Source organism: Rossellomorea marisflavi, from assembly GCF_009806575.1.
Classification (GTDB): Bacteria; Bacillota; Bacilli; order Bacillales; family Bacillaceae_B; genus Rossellomorea; species Rossellomorea marisflavi_A.
In genome coordinates this window covers 3,494,048-3,515,568 of sequence record NZ_CP047095.1, presented here as the reverse complement: position 1 = coordinate 3,515,568, position 21,521 = coordinate 3,494,048, and the positions used below count along the sequence as shown (strand labels likewise).

22 protein-coding genes and 2 pseudogenes are annotated in these 21,521 nt (G+C 49.1%); 13 read left to right on the top strand and 11 right to left on the bottom strand.

Features of this window, described 5'->3' with window-relative positions; translation table 11 throughout:
• Positions 1 to 37: 37 nt before the first annotated feature.
• The 4 genes from D5E69_RS18295 to D5E69_RS18280 form a co-directional block, all read right to left on the bottom strand.
• Positions 38 to 1,045, bottom strand: coding sequence for an ABC transporter permease (locus D5E69_RS18295; RefSeq protein ID WP_159130010.1), 1,008 nt, complete (start codon positions 1,043 to 1,045; stop codon positions 38 to 40).
• Positions 1,042 to 1,908, bottom strand: coding sequence for an ABC transporter permease subunit (locus D5E69_RS18290; RefSeq protein ID WP_159130009.1), 867 nt, complete (start codon positions 1,906 to 1,908; stop codon positions 1,042 to 1,044). Before D5E69_RS18290 ends, D5E69_RS18295 begins: the two co-directional genes overlap by 4 nt.
• Positions 1,909 to 1,993: 85 nt before the next feature.
• Entirely contained in the window at positions 1,994 to 2,371 is a 378-nt protein-coding gene (locus D5E69_RS18285; RefSeq protein WP_159130008.1) for a DUF3221 domain-containing protein, read from the bottom strand.
• Positions 2,372 to 2,454: 83 nt separating this feature from the next.
• Positions 2,455 to 4,101 (bottom strand): ABC transporter substrate-binding protein, encoded by a 1,647-nt coding sequence (locus D5E69_RS18280; RefSeq protein WP_159130007.1) that lies wholly within the window; start codon positions 4,099 to 4,101, stop codon positions 2,455 to 2,457.
• A 98-nt stretch (positions 4,102 to 4,199) separates the two neighbouring features.
• Here D5E69_RS18280 and D5E69_RS18275 point away from each other — a divergent pair.
• The 9 genes and pseudogenes from D5E69_RS18275 to gdh all read left to right on the top strand — a co-directional run bounded on the left by D5E69_RS18275 (position 4,200) and on the right by gdh (position 14,140).
• Positions 4,200 to 5,446 (top strand): annotated as a pseudogene (locus D5E69_RS18275) (MDR family MFS transporter).
• Positions 5,447 to 5,917: 471 nt separating this feature from the next.
• On the top strand, positions 5,918 to 6,664 hold the full coding sequence (locus D5E69_RS18270; protein ID WP_048013346.1) for a class I SAM-dependent methyltransferase: 747 nt from the start codon (positions 5,918 to 5,920) through the stop codon (positions 6,662 to 6,664).
• Between the two features lie 66 nt (positions 6,665 to 6,730).
• Positions 6,731 to 7,849 (top strand): putative polysaccharide biosynthesis protein, encoded by a 1,119-nt coding sequence (locus D5E69_RS18265; RefSeq protein ID WP_159130006.1) that lies wholly within the window; start codon positions 6,731 to 6,733, stop codon positions 7,847 to 7,849.
• 41 nt (positions 7,850 to 7,890) lie between these two features.
• The gene (locus tag D5E69_RS18260; RefSeq protein ID WP_249931513.1) at positions 7,891 to 8,331 is read left to right on the top strand and encodes a polysaccharide biosynthesis C-terminal domain-containing protein; all 441 of its coding nucleotides are present in this window, start codon (positions 7,891 to 7,893) and stop codon (positions 8,329 to 8,331) included.
• 13 nt (positions 8,332 to 8,344) lie between these two features.
• On the top strand, positions 8,345 to 9,397 hold the full coding sequence (locus D5E69_RS18255; RefSeq protein ID WP_159130005.1) for a CdaR family transcriptional regulator: 1,053 nt from the start codon (positions 8,345 to 8,347) through the stop codon (positions 9,395 to 9,397).
• A 124-nt stretch (positions 9,398 to 9,521) separates the two neighbouring features.
• Positions 9,522 to 10,786, top strand: a pseudogene (locus tag D5E69_RS18250) (GntP family permease).
• 19 nt (positions 10,787 to 10,805) lie between these two features.
• Positions 10,806 to 11,945: a glycerate kinase gene (locus D5E69_RS18245; protein ID WP_063190447.1), complete on the top strand. Its 1,140-nt coding sequence runs from the start codon at positions 10,806 to 10,808 to the stop codon at positions 11,943 to 11,945.
• Positions 11,946 to 12,448: 503 nt separating this feature from the next.
• Positions 12,449 to 13,309: a RhaT/GlcU family sugar-proton symporter gene (locus D5E69_RS18240; RefSeq protein WP_048007141.1), complete on the top strand. Its 861-nt coding sequence runs from the start codon at positions 12,449 to 12,451 to the stop codon at positions 13,307 to 13,309.
• Between the two features lie 45 nt (positions 13,310 to 13,354).
• Complete coding sequence (gdh, locus tag D5E69_RS18235; protein ID WP_048007140.1) at positions 13,355 to 14,140, top strand: glucose 1-dehydrogenase; 786 nt, start codon at positions 13,355 to 13,357, stop codon at positions 14,138 to 14,140.
• Here gdh and D5E69_RS18230 read toward each other — a convergent pair.
• The 5 genes from D5E69_RS18230 to D5E69_RS18215 all read right to left on the bottom strand — a co-directional run bounded on the left by D5E69_RS18230 (position 14,137) and on the right by D5E69_RS18215 (position 16,533).
• Complete coding sequence (locus D5E69_RS18230; RefSeq protein ID WP_159130004.1) at positions 14,137 to 14,307, bottom strand: hypothetical protein; 171 nt, start codon at positions 14,305 to 14,307, stop codon at positions 14,137 to 14,139. The genes gdh and D5E69_RS18230 overlap by 4 nt on opposite strands.
• Positions 14,285 to 14,920 (bottom strand): NAD(P)H-dependent oxidoreductase, encoded by a 636-nt coding sequence (locus D5E69_RS18225; protein ID WP_048007139.1) that lies wholly within the window; start codon positions 14,918 to 14,920, stop codon positions 14,285 to 14,287. Before D5E69_RS18225 ends, D5E69_RS18230 begins: the two co-directional genes overlap by 23 nt.
• A 24-nt stretch (positions 14,921 to 14,944) precedes the next feature.
• Positions 14,945 to 15,262, bottom strand: coding sequence for a winged helix-turn-helix transcriptional regulator (locus tag D5E69_RS18220; RefSeq protein ID WP_048007138.1), 318 nt, complete (start codon positions 15,260 to 15,262; stop codon positions 14,945 to 14,947).
• 225 nt (positions 15,263 to 15,487) lie between these two features.
• Entirely contained in the window at positions 15,488 to 15,667 is a 180-nt protein-coding gene (locus D5E69_RS23490) for a hypothetical protein (protein WP_213085555.1), read from the bottom strand.
• Between the two features lie 266 nt (positions 15,668 to 15,933).
• Positions 15,934 to 16,533 (bottom strand): nitroreductase family protein, encoded by a 600-nt coding sequence (locus tag D5E69_RS18215; RefSeq protein ID WP_159130003.1) that lies wholly within the window; start codon positions 16,531 to 16,533, stop codon positions 15,934 to 15,936.
• 180 nt (positions 16,534 to 16,713) lie between these two features.
• Between D5E69_RS18215 and D5E69_RS18210 the strand changes: the two genes are divergently transcribed.
• A complete protein-coding gene (locus tag D5E69_RS18210; protein WP_159130002.1) occupies positions 16,714 to 17,022 on the top strand; it encodes a 2Fe-2S iron-sulfur cluster-binding protein in 309 nt (102 codons plus the stop codon).
• Positions 17,023 to 17,144: 122 nt separating this feature from the next.
• Positions 17,145 to 17,693, top strand: coding sequence for a hypothetical protein (locus D5E69_RS18205; protein ID WP_159130001.1), 549 nt, complete (start codon positions 17,145 to 17,147; stop codon positions 17,691 to 17,693).
• Between the two features lie 294 nt (positions 17,694 to 17,987).
• On the opposite strand, the gene D5E69_RS18200 is transcribed toward D5E69_RS18205, so the two are convergent.
• Positions 17,988 to 18,971, bottom strand: a complete 984-nt coding sequence (locus D5E69_RS18200) for a ring-cleaving dioxygenase (RefSeq protein WP_159130000.1) — start codon at positions 18,969 to 18,971, stop codon at positions 17,988 to 17,990.
• 135 nt (positions 18,972 to 19,106) lie between these two features.
• Between D5E69_RS18200 and D5E69_RS18195 the strand changes: the two genes are divergently transcribed.
• Both D5E69_RS18195 and D5E69_RS18190 read left to right on the top strand, forming a co-directional pair.
• On the top strand, positions 19,107 to 20,063 hold the full coding sequence (locus tag D5E69_RS18195; RefSeq protein ID WP_159129999.1) for a ring-cleaving dioxygenase: 957 nt from the start codon (positions 19,107 to 19,109) through the stop codon (positions 20,061 to 20,063).
• A gap of 14 nt (positions 20,064 to 20,077) precedes the next feature.
• Positions 20,078 to 20,503: a MarR family winged helix-turn-helix transcriptional regulator gene (locus D5E69_RS18190; RefSeq protein ID WP_048007211.1), complete on the top strand. Its 426-nt coding sequence runs from the start codon at positions 20,078 to 20,080 to the stop codon at positions 20,501 to 20,503.
• Between the two features lie 30 nt (positions 20,504 to 20,533).
• Here D5E69_RS18190 and D5E69_RS18185 read toward each other — a convergent pair whose 3' ends face one another.
• Entirely contained in the window at positions 20,534 to 21,502 is a 969-nt protein-coding gene (locus D5E69_RS18185) for a DMT family transporter (protein WP_159129998.1), read from the bottom strand.
• Positions 21,503 to 21,521 lie beyond the last annotated feature (19 nt).

The window sequence follows — 21,521 nt, the reverse complement described above, 5'->3', positions numbered from 1 at the left end:
TCCCTTAATTCAATGGTTTCCATCATCGGTCCCCTTTCTATACATCCATGCGCTTAAAGTCGCTTTTGTGTAGGCTGGTTTCCTTGAGTTTAGCAGATTCATAGCGGTCCTTGAATCTCTTTTTGTAATATGAATACCCTGATGTAGCGCGCACATATCCCTCCATCATGAGGGAAACGGCCAGGATGACGCTCGCAAAGAACAGGATGGGCGTAAGGGGGATCCACGGTGCAGTGTAGAGGAAACGGAAGGAATCCCCGATGAGCCCGGACCATTCCAAGGTGACGGAAGATGGTGGATCAGGCACCATGGAATAGTCTACGAACGTGCCTCCCAGGAATAATGTCAACAAACCAAGATGGATGAACAGAATCAGGGTTTGCTGAATCTGCTGTCCGAAGATGAGAACAAGTTTGGCTTTCATCAGAGGCAGGATATGCTTCACCATGATCCTGAACTTTCCTGCCCCTAGCACCGTGGCGCTGAGGATGAATTCTTCCCGGTGGATCTTCGCTATTTCATTCCCCAATAACGAAGAAAGGATTGGGACGATCAAGAGGGTAAGAATGAGCACCTCAATCGCCAAACGTTCATAAAGGGAAGTGGAGAACCCTTCAAACGGCATCCAAAGAATCGGATGAAGGAAATAATACGCAAGGATTGCCAAGGGGATGTAATGAAACGAGTCGATCACCCCGTTGATAGAGCGTTTAAATGGCTTGAAATAGACGGCGATGATGAACCCGATCGGCAGGGAAATCGCGACCCTTAAAGCCGCAATAACGATGGCAGCCAGGATGGTGTACTTTGCCCCGATCAGGATTTTCCCCAGCATGTCGAGTCCGAGGGCGTCGGTCCCGAACGGGTAGGACCACATGGGTGGGAGCGGGGCTCCTGCCATGCTCCCATCTTCCATAGTGATAAAATACAGACTCCGGATTTCATTATCCCAAATTAGATAATAAGAAAAACTCGCCAAAATCAGGACGGCCAGATAGAGGAAACCTGTAAGGAAAAAGGGATCTTTCCATAATGAACGGTTCATAGTGCTTCCCCCTTATTGGCATGGCGGGACAGAAGATATTCCCCGGCATTGTAGAAGATGAATAGGGGAACGAAGATGCTGAAGAGGGCCAAGGTGAATAGGCGAGGATCCAGTGTGGACATCAGGAAACGCGTGATGCCCGGGATATTGAAAAGAAGCTCGACAACATACAGATTCGACAGCATGAACCACATCGTTTTCTTTGATTGAAAGAAGACCGAGATGATGGCATTGCGGAGAATATGGACGGCCAGGACGAAAAAGGGGCCGTGACCGATCGATCGTGCCAAGAGCACATAGTCCTTCCGTTCCTCCTGTTCAAAGATCAGCATGCATAAGCGGAACAGGTGGATAGTGGGAAGGATCGCGAGGATCACGATGGGAAGCAGATATACCTTGCTCTCATCGGTCGCTGCTATCCCGATGGGAATGGTTCCGAATTGATGGTAGAAGGCGATCATGGTGAATTGTGCGCACAGGATGATGAGCAGATCGGGAAGCGTTTCGAGAAGGTAGAAGGTGAATTTGATCCGCATTCGTATGCGCTCGTTACAGAGCATCGTCATGTTGGTGAGACAAAGGGCAACCAGGATGGCGAGTGCAAAGGCCACAAACAGGATCGTAAGCGAGTACTGGATCGGTTCCCACAGATAGGGGAAGAGATCACGTTCCTTCTGTCCGCCGATGATTGTGTATTTCAGCTGAGAAGGATGGGTGAAAGCCGATAAGATATCAAGGATGGTAGTCCAATATTCTTTCCACCGGAACGAGCCGACAGATAGGCCGGCGAGAAGGACGGGAAGTCCGCCGATCAGCCAGATTCCTGCAATGGAGATGAAGAAGTTTTTTAGGATCTGGAACAAACGCAAAAAACCTCCACCCCTTTCAATTTTAGTTAAATTATACCAAAATTGAGAAAGGAATGAAGGTTTTATTTTGTATACGCTATTAAGAGCCTGACGTGACCTCGATTTCCTCGGCTACGGTCGCTTTCGGATCAGACCCGAGCATCTCCTGATAGCGGATCTTCACGTGTGAGCCAGAAGGGAGATCCTCAAGCTTCACTGGTTCTTTAATCGTGACATACCATAGATCATACTTTTTCTTCAGTTCCTTTAATGGAAGGTCCAAATCGTTTTCATCAAATGATTCATCCACGATGAGGGCTTTTTTCTCTTTCGGGTTTTCATAGAACAGTACCCCTTCGGCTTCCTGAAGCTCCTGCTCTACAATCGGTTCCGCCGGTTCTTCCCCTTCTTTGAAGATGCCGCAGCCTCCGGTGAAGAGGAGGGAGGCAAGGGGAAGGGTGATAAGTAGTGCTCTCACGTTTCATCGCTCCTATTTAGATAGTGTATGTCCAATCTATCACGTTTTCCTGGGGGTGGAAAATGCTATGTTTCTGGAAACAATCAAGCCTCTGCACCGGGGCATACCCACATCTTGGAGAAGTCCACATACCCGAAATGCCGGATGTGGATATTCATAAGATCCGTCGAAAAAGGGATCGCCCGCTTCACATGGTAGAGTGGGATCATGAGGGAATCTTCCATGAGCTTCCTCTCGTTCTCTTCATGAAGGGCCCTCCATTCCGTGAAAGGGGTTTGGCGGTATAAGTCCAATCTCTCCTTCCATTCTTCAAGAGGCTTTAGAACAGGATGGAGTGGGGAGTATCCATTGATAAGAAAATGATAGAAAGAAAGATCCTCATTTTCTTCGAAGATCTCACCGTGGATAAAAAGATCCGACTCCAATGCCCGTGGATGATTGGTCACCACCTCGTCAAAAGTGAACCAGCGAACCTCATAGGGTACTCCTTCCTCATCGAATACCTGCTGAAGCCAGCGGGTGGAGTCTGTTGTATAGCCTGTTGCCCTGATGATCAGAGGAGATTTGAAATCAGGACGTGGAACTTGTGGTAGATCAGGATTCACTTCGTGTCCTTTCAGACAGCCGCCTCGAATCGGCGTAATCCTGGGATGGAAATCCACGATCCGGTCACGATGCCTCGCCAATATGTGATGAAGGTAGGTCCTGACATCCTTGTGGTGGATGGGGGAATCCCTGTAAGCGTTCATGACAACGATGCCAAAGCCGGAATCACTCTCGACTTCAATGGATGCAGGATCCTCCGTTTGAGACTGGTAGTGGACAGGGAAGTCCGGCTCCACCTTGACGAATTCCACAGAGTCGAGGAGCGGCCGTTCCCTGAAATGATCCCTGAAAGCAAGAAGAACGGTCTTATCCAACGTATCTTCACCGAGATAAAAACATCCAGTCCCGACAGGTCCCTCTGCGGTCTCCTTATAGATGCTTGCGCACATCATGCTCAGCATCTGCAACACATAGGAGCATCCTGCGGGATGGTGGATATCGATGATGAGAGGTCCGGGAATCGTGATATCTTCCACAGGAATCCATAATTCCCGGTAGATAGGATGCTTGCCCATTTTTTCGAGGCAGCGCTGGACATCCTCTGCTTTCATAGTCGATCCATCATGGAATCGTACGTCCTTCCTCAGATAAAGACGAAGTCTATCCGGAAGCTTATCCCAACTGTGTGCGAGCTCTGGTAGGCATTCTCCCATTTCTGTAATGGATACGAGACGGTTATAGAGATTGGCGACGAGATGCGCACTTTGGGCATCGGCGGCCTCCAGGGGATGGAAGGAACGGAACAGATGCCTCCTTGGGATGATAAGCTTGTCGCGCCCTTCCCGGCTATACCCGAATCTTGCCGCGAATAGATCCATGAGGCGGTGCCTTGTATCCGGTGACCAGTCGTACGCGAAGTATGCCGATAAGCTTTCCATCGGTTCATGCTCCATTCGATTCATGGCTTCCTTTTCAAAGCTCTCTTCCACATTCACTTTCCACTCGATTTTTGAAAGATGTCCACGTCCTTTACCCGGAGAAAACGTCAGGAAACCGTCTTCTTCCCATTTTTTCATCTTCCTCGTCGTTTGCTTGCGGCTAAGTTCGAGAATATCTGCTACTTTTTCTACGCGGACTTCCCCCGTGGGGCAGGCCCTCCATAGCTTCAATAAGAGCTGATTCATCGGTTTCCTCCTTAAAAGGGGACATGTGGGTAGAAAACTGTCCGTTTTTAATTTTTCTTGTCTTGTTTACTATACAAGAAAGAAGAGGAGGGGACAATATGGGTTGGAAGGAATATCCACATAATATTAAGGTACGGATGATTGCCTCGTTTTTCAATCGTGCCGTTTCATCGGCCGTCATGCCGTTCATGGCTCTATTTTTCGCTACAGAAATGAGTAAAGTATGGGCAGGGATGTTTCTCATCTCCACCGTCATCATCGGCTTCATCGTCAATCTGATCGGTGGATACGTGTCTGACCGCTTCCCGCGTAAACGTGTGCTCCTCGTGACATCGTGGCTGAATGCAGCCTGCTTCCTGCTTATGACCGTCAGCCTCTTCCCTGAAGAGAAGTGGATCATCGTATTCGCAGGAGCCTACATCTTATTCATCATCACGAGCAGTCTCGGAAGGCCCGCCATGCATGCCATCATCATCGATTCAACGACTCCTGAAAACCGGAAGGCGGTCTATGCACTCGACTACTGGCTCATCAACCTATCCATGGCAATCGGCGCCGCCCTTGGAGGCCTGCTATACCTTCATCATAAGCAGGAACTGTTCATCATGCTGACCGTCACTTCAACCATCATCCCCATCGCTTATGGCATCTGGCTGAAGGACGAGTTCAAAGGGTTCTTGGAAAAAAAGCACAAGAATGTCCTGGTCGACCTCATCAACAATTATCGGATTGCGTTCAAAGATTCTGCGTTCGTAAAAGTGGTCGCAGGCACCACCTTCATCTTGGCTGCAGAGTTTTCACTGAACAGCTATATCGGCATCCGTCTTGCTGAAGAGTTCAGGAGCGTCACGGTCGGCGGGTTCGAAATTGCAGGGGTGAGGATGCTCAGTTTCCTGAATATCGAGAACATGCTCCTTGTTGTCTGCTTGACTTTCTTCATCAACCGTTGGACGGATAAGGTTTCGAAGCAGAAGGGTATTCTGATCGGTCTTCTGATTTACGGATTGGGTTATGCAGTGGTCACATCTGCAAACACATGGTATGTCCTGATCCTGTTCAATCTGATTGCGACAATCGGAGAGCTGATTAATCACCGATCCGGAATGCCGAGCAGGCGAATATGATTCCTGAAGATAAGCGTGGCTCTTACTCCGCTTTCTCGAACCTGTCATTCAGCGGAGCCGACCTTATCGCCCGCTCCACCATCATACTTGGTGCCTTCCTGATCCCGACGATGATGTCGGTCTACATGGGTGCGCTTGTCATGATCGGTACGGCCTTGGTTTATACGGGACTCTTCGGTATTAAAACCAAAAAGCAAGTGAGTGGTTCGGTGTTGAGTTAAATGGGATAGATTGGTATAATTTTTCTAAATAATCTTTGTATTGGAGTATTAGTGAAATATTGAGACGTTTCGTTCCGCTGCGGGAGGCCGCTTTCCGGCGGGGAGGGAGTTGAGCCGCTTCGGCTGCGCCTCCAGGGTCTCAACCTTCCCTCTATTCCCGCAGGAGTCGGCCTCCCTCCGCTGCACTACACTTGTGCAGAAGATGAGGCTAGGTTTCTTATTGCGTAGATAATATCCACTTTTCTACCTAGTAATGGGAGAGTCAAAGAATGGGGCGTTTTGATTTTTGTATCCACTGTACTAACCGATAGTTGACGGACTTAATCAATTCCACTACCAAAATATAAATGTAATGAAGGAGCTACCAATATGCCGAATCAGTACGAGCCATAACAACGCTGTTTATGGATCAGAGGACCTCCAAGGCCGGGGAATGAACCGGAATAAATAAAAAAATGGAGGGAATCTGATATGAAAATGGAACAATGGATGAAACAGGACGAGGCCTTTGAAGGCTGGGATTTTTCTTATATAACCGAAACGGGACGAATGAAGAGTGACGGGCTTTCCTGGTCATATGGGAGCTTGGTGCTTCCCCTGATGCGGGAGGCTTCGGCCATGCTTGATATGGGGACCGGCGGAGGAGAGTTCCTCTCTATGCTCAAGCCATTCCCAACCAGGATTTGTGCAACGGAAGGCTATCCGCCGAACGTACCTGTGGCGAAAGCGAGACTTGAACCGCTCGGAGTGGACGTGCGTGCTTACGATTCTGATGATGATCTTCCGTTTGACGCAGGAGAGTTTGACTTGATTATCAATCAACATGAATCCTTTTCTGCACGTGAAGTGAGAAGGGTGATCCGGACCGGAGGCACTTTCCTTACCCAGCAGGTTGGAGGCTGCGACTGCTTTGAACTGAACGATGCATTCGCGGTGCCGTTGAATCCGGAATTTTCCGGGTGGAATCTGGAGCAGGCTGTAAGAGAGCTGGAATCCAACGGCTTCAAGGTGATCTGGAAGCGGGAAGAAACCGCCGGCCAGCGATTTTATGATATCGGTGCCCTTCAGTATTATTTGAAGGCGATCCCGTGGCAGGTCCCGGGATTTACAGTAGAGGGATTTCAGGATAAACTGGAGGAAATCCATCGTACGATTAGGAAAGATGGATATTTCCATGCCAGTCAGCATCGCTTCGTCATCAAAGCGGAAGCGATTTAGGAAAGGGGGCCTTTCGCTTTGCGGAGGGCTTCCTTTTTCATGATGTGAGCACAGAAGGAGTATCATATGGACAAGAAGATGATGCGGGGGACATTTTTCCTGACCTCTGCCACCTTTATCTCAAAAATCATCGGGTTTCTATTCATCATCCCATTCACCCTGCTGGTAGGGGATACGGGATATGCCCTGTACAAATACGCATACGGACCGTATACGATCCTGCTCAGCCTGTCGACGGTCGGCTTGCCCCTTGCTGTTTCCAAGTTCGTGGCGAAATACAACGAAAGGGGTAACTACCTCGCAGGGCTGAACCTGCTCCGTTATGGCCTGATTGCCATGATCATCAGCGGAATCGTTTCGTTTCTACTATTATACTTCTCTGCCCCATGGGTAGTGGTGGCGTTCGGAGAAGGGGGAAGTGGGAACTCACGGGAAGACATGATCTACGTTGTCCGGCTGGTCAGTTTTGCCTTGCTCGTCGTGCCCCCCATGAGCTTGCTGAGGGGGTACTTCCAGGGGAGTGATTCCATGGGGCCATCGGCCATGAGTACGGTCATGGAGCAGGTGGTCCGAATCGTCTTCATCCTTGCCGGGGGCTATCTCATCCTCAACGTGTTGAATGGGACGATAAAAGCGGCCGTTGGCATTGCAACGTTTGCCGCCTTCATCGGGGGACTGGCCTCCCTTGTCCTTCTTTTATGGGTTTTCTGGAAAAGACGCCGCCTGATCCGCAAGCAAATGGATGAAAGTGTGGGCAATGCGAAGATTGCGGTGTTTCCTATGTTCAAGGAGCTGACGCGATATGCCATCCCCTTTGTCATCACGGGCTTGACGATCCCGATTTATCAGAACATCGATACGTTCACGATCAATCGCCTGTTCATGAACATTGGATATGCCTTTTCAAAAGTCGAGGTCATCAATGGGAACATCGGGATCGCCCAGATCCTCGTCCTTGTTCCCGTCTCACTGGCCACTGCTTTTGGCATGACCTTGATCCCGAGGATCACATCATCATTTGAAAGCGGGAGGATCCAAGAAGTAAGGGATAGCATCGATCAGACATTCCAGCTGGTCCTGTTCTTTACCTTCCCTGCTGCCATCGGACTCAGTGCGGTGGGGACTCATCTCTTCAGACTGATGTTTCCTTCCTCATCCGATGCTGAACTCGGGGTATCATTCTAGAATGGTATGCGCCGGCGGCCATCATCATTGCCCTGTTTACCGTGACGACTGCGACCATGCAGGGAATCAATGAGCAAAAGAAAGTCGTGTGGGCCATTGCCGTCGGAATCGCTGTGAAAGTCGTACTGAACATCCTTCTTGTGCCGCCGTTCAAAGAAATAGGACCGATCCTGGCGACCTATGCGGGGATGGGCGTATCCGTCTTATATACTCTTCTTCACATCAAGAAGGCAGTCGGCTTTTCAATCAGGAAGTTGATCCGGTCGTTGATTCCCATTGCCATCGTCACAGCCATAATGGCTGCGGTTGTTCTGGCAGTGGAGAAGGGTGTGGAAGCCGCTGTGCCTTCCTCAATGGGTGATAAGGGAGTCGATTTGATTGTCACATCTGCAGGGATTATCGCAGGGATGGTCGTTTTCATAGCGGGAAGCTGGCGTTTGCCCGTCGTCCAAGGGATTTTATCTGCAAGGAAACAGCGCTAAAGGAGGGGAAGGTATGGCGTTCATGACGCGTGAACTGGCTCAGGAAATCGTCAACAGGACGATGGCCATCCTTGATTGGAACATCAACGTGATGAATGAAGAAGGCATTATCATCGGTTCGGGTGATGCGAATAGGATCGGGGATGTCCACGAGGGCGCAATCCTTGTCCTTCGGCACAAAAAGAAGATCGAAGTAAGGGAAGAGAGGGAAGGGATGAAGCCGGGAATCAATTTTCCTATTTTCTTTTACGAACAGATTGTCGGAGTAGTCGGCATCACCGGGGATCCGCGAGAAGTTCAAGCCTTCGCAGAGCTGATCAAGATGTCGGCGGAACTCGTTCTCGAGCAATCCTTCCTTCTCGAACAGTTTCAATGGAAGCAAAGAATCCAAAATGATCTCGTAAATCAACTGATAACAGGGACTGGCGGGGCCGCTGTTGTGGAGAAGGCCGGCTCACTGGGAATCAACCTTGACCTTCCTCGTGTCGCCTTGGTCCTGGAAGGCGGTACGGAACCCGATGAACAGAACCTGCTTCGTTCCATCGAGTTTGAACTGGACAAAGGAGATGTTCTCGGAGTTACCCCTTCCAATGAAATCATCCTATTCAAAGTCGTGGGAAAAGGTCTGAAGATCCCGCGACGTTTCAGGTCGGGACCAGTCGGTGTCGGAGGTGTGACAGAAAGCTCACGTGATTGGCGGAACTCGTATGAGCAGGGGAAACTTGCCCTTGCAATCGGCCGGAGGATGCGACCGGGTTTGCCGGTCTATTCCTATGAAGAGTACCGGATTGAGGCCCTTTTATTGCGGATGATTGAACAGGATCCGGATATAGAGCGGTTTGCCTATTATCTTCCCCTCCTTGAACATGCAGAGGGAGTAGAAACACTAGATGCCTACCTACAGGAAAACGGGGAACTGAACCGGACAGCGGATCGCCTGTTTATTCATCGGAACACGCTTCGCTACCGGTTGGATAAGATCTTTCAGTGGACGGGGAAGGATCCGCGTAAGATCAGGGATCTGATGGAACTATATGTAGCGAAACTTTTTCATGAATCACATTAGTTGTGCATTTGCCCAAAAATCCGCGCTGGAGATTTGGGTTTTTTTATTCAATTGCCCAATGAACAGAAATTAGAAAACGCTTACAATGAGTGCATAGAGAAAACTCGTCTGAGGGGGAGCAGAAATGGATGTAACTGTAAGCGCTTTAGGGGCAGTGAGTGCCCTTGTCATCGCTATCGTATTAATATTGAAAAAAGTCCCACCCGCTTATGGGATGGTGGCCGGTGCGTTGATCGGCGGTCTCATCGGCGGAGTGGATATTGCCAATACCGTCAATCTTATGATGGAAGGAGCGAAAGGGATCATTCCCGCCGTCCTCCGGATCATGGCCGCAGGCGTTCTCGCAGGTGTTCTGATCGAGTCAGGTGCTGCCCTTTCCATTGCCGAGACGATCGTGAAGAAGCTTGGTGAGTCAAAGGCGCTTCTGGCCCTTGCCCTCGCCACCATGATCCTGACAGCAGTCGGAGTGTTCGTGGATGTAGCCGTCATCACGGTGTCACCGATTGCCCTTGCCATCGCAAAACGGGCAAAGCTGTCCAGGATGGCCATTCTCCTTGCCATGATCGGAGGAGGGAAGGCAGGGAACATCATGTCACCGAATCCGAATGCCATTGCTGCATCCGACGCGTTCGGTGTTCCCCTCACTTCCATCATGATGGCAGGAATCATCCCGGCCTTATTCGGTCTCGCAGTCACCTATCTGGTGGCCAAGAAACTTGCCCGTAAAGGAACCTTTATTCAAGAAGAAAGCGCAGTGGTCGACACTTCTACCATGCCTCTTTTCATTACAGCACTTGTAGCACCACTTGTAGCCATCCTCTTATTGGCCTTGCGTCCTTTGTTCGATATCAATATCGATCCGATGGTGGCCTTGCCGATCGGCGGGATCATCGGGGCCATCGCCATGAAGAAGACAAGAAAGATCAACGAATACGCTGTATCCGGATTAGGTAAAATGTCCGGAGTGGCAATCATGCTTCTCGGAACGGGAACGCTTGCCGGTATCATTGCCAACTCGACTCTGAAGGACGTCATCATCAATGGCCTCAGTGCATCCGGTCTGCCAGCGTACCTGCTTGCACCGGCATCTGGGATCTTCATGTCGGCAGCAACGGCATCGACGACGGCCGGTACTGCAGTTGCAAGCAGCGTATTCAGCGGCACCATCCTTGAAATGGGTGTGTCTGCATTGGCCGGAGCAGCCATGATTCATGCGGGAGCCACCGTACTTGATCATTTGCCGCACGGGAGCTTTTTCCACGCAACCGCGGGAGCGTCAATATGAGTATGAAAGAACGCTTGAAACTCATGCCGTATGAATCCCTGGTGGGACTGACGCTGGCCATTCTGTCGACGTTAGTGTTCGGCGTGTTCAAGATTTTTGGATAATCTGAGAGGAGAGAAAACGATGAAGATCGTCATCGCACCTGATTCATTTAAAGAGAGTATGACCGCTCTGGAAGCGGCGCAATCCATTGAAAAAGGGATGAAAGCTGTATTCCCGGACGCGGAATATCATCTCCTCCCCATGGCCGACGGCGGGGAAGGGACCGTGCAATCCCTTGTAGACGCCACTGGTGGCGCCCTGATCGAACGTTCTGTCACAGGTCCGCTTGGAGAGGAGGTACCTGCCTTTTTCGGACTACTGGGTGATGGCAAAACAGCTGTCATTGAGATGGCAGCAGCGTCAGGCCTCCATCTTGTGGAACCGGCGAAACGCAACCCACTCATCACTACATCCAGGGGGACGGGCGAGCTGATCCATGCAGCTCTCGATGAAGGCGTCAGCCATATCATCGTGGGGATCGGCGGCAGTGCCACAAACGATGGCGGTGTGGGAATGGTACAGGCGCTCGGAGGCAGGTTCTTGAACGAAGATGGGGAAGAAATCGGTCCGGGTGGAGGCACGCTCTCTACTATAAAATCCATTGACTTGAGCAAGCTCGATTCCAGGCTGGCCTCCGTGAAACTGGAAGTGGCATGCGATGTCACCAATCCCCTTACAGGTCCCACCGGTGCCTCTGCGATCTTCGGTCCGCAAAAGGGTGCTGATCCGGAAATGGTTGATACCCTTGATCAAAACCTTGCCCATCTGGCTTCCATTGTGCCGGGTGGTCAAGTCATTGCGAGTCGAGCAGGCACCGGTGCTGCTGGAGGACTCGGTTTCGCCCTTCTTGCTTTCCTGAATGCTGAATTGAACCGAGGAATCGATATCGTTTTGGAGGCCGTGAACTTCAGTGAGCACATTAAGGATGCATCACTTGTCATAACAGGAGAAGGGCGGATCGATGGCCAGACCATTTACGGGAAAACACCGATCGGGGTCGCCAAGGCTTCAAAGAAGTACGGTATTCCTGTGATCGGTATTGCCGGTTCCCTCACGGAAGACAGTGTGATCGTCTATGATCACGGTATAGATGCCCTGTTTTCAATCGTACCCGGAATCATGGGACTGTCCGATGCCTTCAGCCAGGCTCCTCATCTTCTGGAGCGTGCATCCAGGGACGCGGCTGCGGTCCTGAAAATGGGTATGACGTTCAGTAAGTAATGCAGGAAAAACCGTCTGAAAAAAGCATTGTTTTACGTGTAAAATCATCCTGTACATCAAAAAATTTCAATTTTTCCATTCCGACGACCTTCTGAAAAGGGTCGTTTTTTTGTATGGATTGATCAATTTGTGACAGAATGGAACGCTTACATCCTGCGCTTTTTCTGAGGGATGCAGACCCAAAAAATCCTCTGAAAACCGCGCCATTTCAAGGAAAACGGTTACTTTAAGAAGTCAGAGTATTACGTGTATTATCACATTTATGTAAGTAAATGGAATCACCGTTTTTTCTGACAAATCCTGAATTACTTAGCATGACAAGGTTTGTTGCGTACGCTCAACATTTCACAAATGAAAGGGTTTATATTTACGAAAATGGGTAAGAAAAAAAAGGAGCTCAATCGATTGACTATTTTTTTCTACCTAGTTACTATTAGTAACATTGAGTGAACAAATAGTCGCTCACAAATACATCAACAGTTTAGGAAAGAAGGTTCACATTCATGGATATTTTCTTAGCCATCCTTCCTGCGATATTCTGGGGGAGCATTGTACTTTTCAATGTGAAACTCGGTGGAGGCGCTTATAGCCAGACACTAGGAACAACAATCGGTGCGCTGATCTTCTCAGCTGTCATCTTCTTGGTTGTTCATCCGGTTCTAACACCAACCATCTTTATCGTCGGAATCGTTTCGGGTCTATTCTGGGCCGTAGGTCAAAGTAACCAGCTCAAAACGATCGAATATATCGGTGTTTCAAAAACAATGCCGATTTCAACCGGTATGCAGCTTGTTTCAACTGCATTGTTCGGTGTCATTGTATTTAATGAGTGGTCCACAGCGGTCACTGTCATATTAGGAATCATTGCCCTTATCTGTATCATCGTCGGTATCGTGCTGACATCACTGGAGAGCAAGGAACAAAAGAACGAAGAGAATTCAAAACAATTCAAGAAAGCGATCATCACGCTTATCGTTTCAACCATTGGTTACCTTGTATATGTTGTCGTTGCACGTCTATTCGACGTTGATGGCTGGACAGCCCTATTCCCACAAGCAATCGGGATGTTCATCGGAGGAATCATTCTTACTTACAGACATAAGCCATTCAACAAATATGCAATTAAAAACATCATTCCAGGATTGATCTGGGCTGCGGGGAATATGTTCCTCTTCATCTCACAACCGAAAGTCGGAGTCGCAACAAGCTTCTCCCTCTCTCAAATGGGTATCGTTATTTCAACACTCGGAGGAATCTTCCTTCTAGGTGAGAAGAAAACCAAACGTCAAATGGTCGGAATCATCTTCGGTATCATCCTGATCATCATCGGCGGTGTACTTCTCGGAATCACGAAAAGCCAATAATCATCCATAGGTACAGCAACAACACAATCTAAGGAGGAATTTATTATGTATGAAGATTTAAAAGGTAAAGTAGTAGCCATCACAGGCGGATCCACTGGTCTTGGACGTGCAATGGCTGTCCGTTTCGGTCAAGAACAAGCGAAAGTAGTCATCAACTACTATGTAAATGAAGAAGAAGCAATCGAAGCGAAAAATGAAGTAGAAGCAGCCGGTGGGGAAGCGATCATCGTTCAAGGTGATGTAACAGTAGAAGCAGACGTCATCAACCTTGTTGAAACAGCTGTAAAAGAATTCGGTACACTTGACGTCATGGTCAACAATGCCGGTATCGAAAACCCTGTTCCATCTCACGAGCTTTCTCTTGATAACTGGAACAAAGTCATCAACACAAACTTGACTGGTGCCTTCCTTGGTAGCCGTGAAGCAATCAAATACTGGGTAGAAAACGACATCAAAGGGAACGTTATCAATATGTCTTCTGTCCACGAAATGATTCCTTGGCCGCTATTCGTTCACTATGCAGCAAGTAAAGGCGGAATCAAATTGATGACCGAAACACTTGCTCTTGAATATGCACCTAAAGGCATCCGCGTGAACAATATCGGACCTGGTGCGATGTATACACCGATCAACGCTGAGAAATTCGACGATCCAGAACAACGCGCTGACGTTGAAAGCATGATCCCAATGGGTTACATCGGTAAACCGGAAGAAGTAGCATCCGTTGCTGCATTCCTTGCTTCTAAAGAAGCTAGCTATGTAACTGGTATCACACTGTTCGCAGATGGTGGTATGACGAAATATCCTTCTTTCCAAGCAGGAAGAGGTTAATAGAAAAAACGAAAACGGGGGCATTTTGCCTCCCGTTTTTTTGTGGATTTTTTTGTTTCAGTACCAGCTGTCACGGGAATGGTCGGGGTGGTCCCATCAAGGAAACCATCAAGAAAAAACACCCAATCCGGGTGTCTTTGTCCATTAAAACGTTTGAGCTTTCTCATGAGCCTCTGCCATCGCCCTGGCCTTGATTTCTTCCGTTCTTTCAGGATATTTCATCTGGCCTTCAATGATGATGCTCTCAAAGGAAGCGACTCCGAAAAATTCCATCATGACTTCCATGTAGCGATGCCCAAGCTCACGCGGTTCTTCCGGCCCTTCGGAGTATATATCTCCCCGTGACTGGATATGGATGGCCTTTTTGCCTGCAAGCATTCCCTGGATTCCGTCCTTTGTGTAGATGAACGTCTTACCGGATACGGTGACGGCATCGATGTAGGCCTTCATGATGGCGGGAATAGAGAAGTTCCACATGGGAGTGACGAAGATATATTTATCTGCCATCAGGAACTGACCGCCAAGTTCGGCAAGGCGTCCGACTTTAAGGCGCTCTGCGGTGGTAAGGTCTGTAAGCGAAGCCTCTGACCTGAGTTTCTCCCATCCGTCGAAGACATCCCTGTCGAGGAACGGGATGTCACTTTGATACAGATCCAGGTGAACGATTTCATCTTCGGGGTGAGATCGTTTGTATGTATCGAAAAATTCTTTTCCAACAGCCATGCTGAGGGATTCAGTTTCACTGAGTGGATGAGCGGTGATATAGAGAACGTTGGTCATGATGTCAACCCTTTCTATTAGAGGTTAGTCATGGACCCAGCTTTCTGCCCATTTGCTGATAGGTCCGAGGATGTTGCCCAGTTCGATCCCCTTTTGTGTGAGTGAATATTCCGATCGTATCGGCCGATCCGCTATGACTTCCCTGATGACAATCCCGTGTTCTTCCAGTTCTTTGACGCGCTCGGTCAATAATCGTCTACTCAGGGCGGGGATGGCTTCGCTCAATTCGCTGAAGCGCTTTGGTCCACTCATTAAAACATAGATGATCAAACCGGTCCATTTTTTTCCGATCAGTTCGAAGCTTTTCTCTACTTTAGGGTGAAGTTCTTGTCGGTCCTCCACTATATGTAACCCCTTTCAAACGGTTGGATAAAAAAATAACTTATGTACTTATTGTAACAGAAAATGGTGATGGCTGGCGAATTTTGTCCATTCAATCGGATGGGGTTGTTCCGCTTAGTATGTGCTGGAATCGGGTATTTAAGTGAGTTTGCATATTTTTTAATAAGTGTAAAGGGTGGAAGGGACCTCCGTTCAGATCCGGCAGATGCTTTCTGTAAGGAGGATTCATGCAAGAAGGGTCTCAGCCAGGAACCCCGGCCACTTTTTAATGGTGAGAAGGAGTGAGAGGATCGTTGCGTTTCGCTGCGGTCGTCCGCTTTCCTCGGGGAGTAAGTTGAGCCGCTTCGGCTGCAGGGTCTCAACCTTGCCTCTATTCCCGAAGGAGTCGGCCGTCCTTCGCTGCACTTCACTATGAAGGTTGGGAAGAGGGGGATGGTAATCCGCTTATGGGATAATCATTCATTTATTGATGGGGGCCCCTCTTATTTCTTTGGAAGTTGTCGACTTTCGCTATACTTCACTACTGGAAGGGGGAGTATGGTTCCTTCTGCTCTCTTTCTGATGAGGGTTCATATCAGGTCGAAATCAGCACCGGGTTGCCATCCCTACGTGAAGGGAAGTAGACCAACAAAACAAAACACAGCGATCATGCGAATCGCTGTGCTTCTGTCTTATTTATAAAATTTCACGCGTTCATCAAGCGGCTGGAATTGCTTTTCACCCGGCTCTGCTGTCGGATTGCCGAATGGCATTTGGGCGATGAGCTTCCAACTTTGCGGGAGGCTCCATTCGTTTTTCACGTCTTCATCGATCAGCGGGTTGTAATGCTGAAGGGAGGCGCCGAGGCCTTCTGATTCAAGGGCGGTCCAGACAACGAGCTGATGCATCCCGGAGGATTGGTGGGACCAGATCGGGAAGTTATCGGCATAGAGGGCGAATTGTTCCTGAAGGGACTTGACGATGCTTTCCTCTTCGAAGAACAAAACCGTGCCGTAGCCTGCTTTGAAGGAATCCATCTTCTGCTGGGTTCCAGTGAAATCTCCGTCTCCTACTGCTTTTTTCAGGGCGGAAGTGGTTAGATCCCATAGCTTGTCATGAGCGTCTCCTGTAAGGACGACAACACGTGCAGTCTGTGAATTGAACGCAGAAGGCGTGTGTTTTACTGCAAACTCAACGATTTCTTTAACCCGTTCGTCTGATACAGTTACCTGCTTATCGATACCATAATACGTACGGCGGGACTTCAGGCTTTCATAAAAATCAACAGCCATATTTTTTCCTCCTCAAATTATCTCGAATTAAAACATTTTAAACATAGGGTAATTATAATCTTCTCAACACACGAAGTCAAACAATTATTTGAAAATTAATAAAGTTTAATCAAAACATCACAAAGGCGGAAAAAATGAGCGTAGAATGGTTACACTATGAGGAATGAGGAGGCGGGATCCATGCCAAAGTTGACAGTGATCGGTTACGGGAAATATACGGTTGAAAAGGGTACGAAGCTGGTTCTGGCCCTGGAGGACAACGGAGTGGACATCCTGCATCGATGTGGCGGCAACGCACGCTGTACCACGTGCAGGGTCGAAATTCATGACGGAGATTTCTGTGAGGTGTCGTCGGGTGAGACAGAGATGACGTATGAGGATCGCCTTCGCTTGTCCTGCCAGATCAGAGTCGAAGGTGATGCCACTGTCCTTCCGGTCCTGACAGTGGAATCGACTGGGAAAAAGCCTGGTCCAAGACCGGCCGATTAAGCATGAATTTGCGAGCCTATCAGTATGAACTGGTAGGTGTTTTTTATTCTTCAGACTATTGAATCTGAGTGGAATCGATATGTTAAAATAAGGATGGCACGCACGTGGAGGGAGCAAATGCAATGAAAAAGAAAACCATGGCCATGATCTTGTTTTTAGCCATCGTCGGAATCGATATTCTTCTTATCTTTTTATACAAGTACAATTATTACGTGAGTTTTTTAAAGCCGACAGGGCTTTTGGTGCCGTGGTTCCTTACGATCGTGGCGTTATACATCGTAGCCTGGGCGTATAAGATCAATAGGTATGTGATGATTACTGTGTCGGTTATATTCCTTGTTTTTTCAGTGGTGGTCATCTTCCTACATCTCCTTTTAAAGCATTCCTATCATGATATCCAATCCCCAGATGGAGGGGCGACGGTCATGATCGAATATAGGAATGCTACACATGGTGAAACATCTCATTTTTATACGTTTTACCGGTCGACCAGCATTCCAATGGTGGTGCAAAAACAAAAAGGAGACTCAGTGTCGATCATGACCAGGCATACCGATGGACTTGAAGACGATCTGACCGTTCTGGGGATCAACGATGTTGAATGGATCGGCGACCATAAGGTGATCTTTCATTCCCCTTATAAGGATGAAGCGATTGAAGTGACATTCTGAAGGTACCATTTACATACAAACATCATCAGTATCAATTCTATATACCACTCATGATTTCCGTGCAAGACTACGCTTTCCGGGGGTAGCTCGTGAGCCTCCTCGGCAGACCTTCTCACATCAGCTACTCTTCTCGTAGGAGTCTTCGTCTTGCACTCCAATCAACCGCTATAAACTTGGTCATGAAACAAACTAAAAACCCGAATTCATTTGCCATATCGCAGGCAAATGAATTCGGGTTTTACCATGATTAAAACAATCTATCCCAGATTTTTTTGTGGGAATTCGGAGATTTGGTCACTCATACTCTTTCTGGATATCCCTCGTGCTCCTGACCGTATCGATCGGTCTGACGAGCGCTTCAATCTGTTCGCGCTTCGGCTCGAGGAATGGAGGCAGGGATAACTTCTCACCGAGGGTTTCGTATGGCTCGTCACCCATGAATCCCGGTCCATCCGTTGCAAATTCGAATAGGATCTGTGGTGCCACAGGGGCATAGAGTGATTCGAAGAAGTGGCGGTTCACATACCCGGACGTACGGAATCCGAACTCTTCCATGCGTTTGGTCCATTCATCAAGAACAGCACGGTCCTCGACGCGGAAGGCCACGTGGTGGACGGTACCAAAGCCTTGTTGGGCGCTCGGAAGGACGGTATTGTGCTCCACGACGACCTGCGCCCCGTTTCCGCCTTCCCCGACCTCGAACAGGTGGAAGCTTCCTTCATGACCGATTTCCTTAAATTGAAGGACCATTTCCATCAGTTTTTTGAAATAGTCGAGGTCCTGGATGCGGATGAAGATCGGTCCTAGACCTGTGATGGCATATTCCAATGGAACCGGTCCATCCTGCCATGGGGTGCCTGCAGGGACTCCTTCGTTCTTCTCATCTGAGATCAATTGGTACTGCTGATCATCGAAGTCGGTGAAAGAAAGGGTCTTTTTCCCGAAGCGTGTCGTGATGCCACTGTGGTCGATCTTCAAGCGATCGAAGCGTTTGACCCAGTAGTCAAGGGCTTCGTCACTCGGTACGCGGAAGGATGTTTTCGTGATTTCATTCGTTCCGTGTACCCCACGTGGAATGTTAGGGAAGTCAAAGAACGTCATATCGGTTCCGGCACTTCCTTTGTCATCGGCAAAGAAAAGATGGTACGTCTGGATATCATCCTGATTGACGGTCTTTTTCACAAGGCGCATCCCGAGGACGTAGGTGAAAAATTCATAATTCTTTTCCGCACTGCTCGTGATGGCGGTCACGTGATGGATTCCTTTTAGATGGTTCAAGGCAGATCTCTCCTTTTTCCTTCTTATTGAATGCGGCTGGGCCGCATGCTTGACGGTTTTTAAGTTTAGTACTAAACTGATAATACATAATCACAAGAAAAGATGCAAGTAAGAAACATTCAGGGAGGACGCATCATGGAACTCAAAGGAATCCATCATATCTCATCACTTACAGCCAATGCGGCAGTGAACCTGCCTTTTTATCGGGACATCCTCGGCATGCGCCTCGTAAAGACGACGGTGAACCAGGACAACCCCTTTTATTATCATCTATTCTATGGGGATGAAACGGGAAGTCCGGGCTCGGAGCTGACCTTTTTTGAAATCCCCAACCTGGCTAAGAATCATGCTGGAACGGACAGCATCTCCCTCGTGTCATTACTAGTGCCGTCAGAAGAAATTCTGGACTATTGGCGAAGCCGGTTCCAGGAATTCGGGGTTGAGCATGACGGGATTTCCAACCGGTATGGATATAGCGTCCTCGGGTTCAGGGACCGCGAAGGTCACCGGATGCAGCTGATGGCGGATTCGGGTGCTGAGAGAAATGCGTGGTCAGGGAGTACGGTTCCTCAGGCGTATGCCATCAGTGGCCTCGGTCCTGTGCAGTTAACGGTAAAGGATACGGGAGCGACTGAACGCTTCCTGGAAGAGATACTAGGGTTTGTGAAAAAGGACAGCGGGGATGAAGGGAAGGTTCGGATGTTCACAACAGGATCCGGCGGGAGAGGATCTGAGGTGCATCTTCTCGAACAAGATGGACCGAAAGAACGCCAAGGGCGCGGTGGCGTCCATCATGTCGCATTCCGGGTGAACGATGAGGCAGAGCTCGATAAGTGGATCGATCATCTGGAGAGTCATGGGGTCAAAACGTCGGGATTGATTGATCGACATTACTTCAGATCCACCTATTTTCATGATCCAAGCGGCATCTTGTTTGAACTGGCCACTGACGGACCGGGGTTCGAAACCGATGAGACCCGTGACCGTCTCGGCAGGAACCTTTCCCTGCCGCCGTTCCTCGAAGGAAGAAGAGGGGAAATCGAATCAAAGATCAAGCGCCTTCCAGAGGCACGAGGGGGGGAAGGAAAATGAGCAAATCATTTTCCATGAAGGAAAAGCGCCTTGGCCTGATGCTATGGTTCCGTCTCTCACGGGTATACAATCACAGCATCAAGGAAAACAATGATCACCTCAAGAAATGGGGACTCACCAGTGCACAGTTCGACTGCCTGACCCAGGTGGGGGTGCACGGGAAGCTTACACAGAAGGAGCTCGGTGAGAAATTGTTCGTCACCAAAGGCAATATTACGCAGCTCATCACGAAGATGGAGAAACTGGGATACGTGCAACGTGAACAGCAGTGGAAGACGAAAACCATCACCCTTACAGCAAGCGGGCGGGAGCTCTACGACGAAGTGGTGCCGCAGCAGGAGCAGGTCCAAGCCACCCAGTTTCATGGTCTCGATCGCGAGGAGCAGCATCAGCTGCTGGGGTTACTGAAGAAAGTGCAGAAGAATATGGAGTCATCATGAAGAAAAGCGTCCAGGGCAGGACGCTTTTTCTTATGAAGAGCTCTTCTGAAGGGTGACGGGGCGGAGGGCATTCATCTTTTTCATATTCAATGTATGGCCGATGATCCCGGCGATGATCAACAGGATCCCGACGGCTGCAATGCCGGTCGGAAGCGGGCTCGACAGGAAGATGGCTTCACCGGCCATGACGAACAGGACCTGGGTCGACTGCGTGGCTTCGACTGAGGCGAGCTTCCCTTGATGATGACGGACCCGGTTCGTGGCAATAAAGAACAGGGTAGTGGCAATCACGCCTGAGCACACTGCTACAACAAAGGATTGAGTCACTTGCCCGCCACTCGGGAAGCCCGCTTTCCATATGGCGAGTGCGCTCAGGATCAGCCAGAAGGGAAGGCTTGCAATCGTCATGCCGAGGATCCGCTGGAACGTATCCAGCCGTCCGTTGCATAAGCTCATCATTTTACGGTTACCGAGTGGATAGGCAAAGGTCGCTATGAGAACCGGCAGGATGCCCATCAACATCTGGATGGGTGTCAGCTCGGCAGCTTGCTGCTGCTGGATGAAGATCACACCTGTAAGGATGAGAAGGGAAATGATCAGTGCTTTCTTTTGGATGCGATGACGCTGTTTGCTTCCGTCTGGCCCAGTGGTGAAAAAGAGAGGTGCGAGCAGGATCCCCGCTACGATCGTGAACTGCCATGTGCCCGCTACGAGCCAGCCCGGTCCATAGGTGGCGGCGTAGGTCAATGGGGCATAGAACAGGACGAAACCGAAAAAGCTCCAAAGCAGCCACGCACCAGGATTCGATTTGAGTTCAAGAAATACTTGTTTCATATTCTTCCTTGCAAGTACAATGAGAAGGAAAAACGGAAGCATGAACAGGAAACGGAGGGACGCACTCCACATCCAGCTCCCCCCGGACAGCTCCATGGAACGATTCAAAATGAATGTAACGGCAAAGAACATGGACGAGACAATGCCAAGAAGAAGTTCTTTCATGAGTCAGTCACCCTTTGGT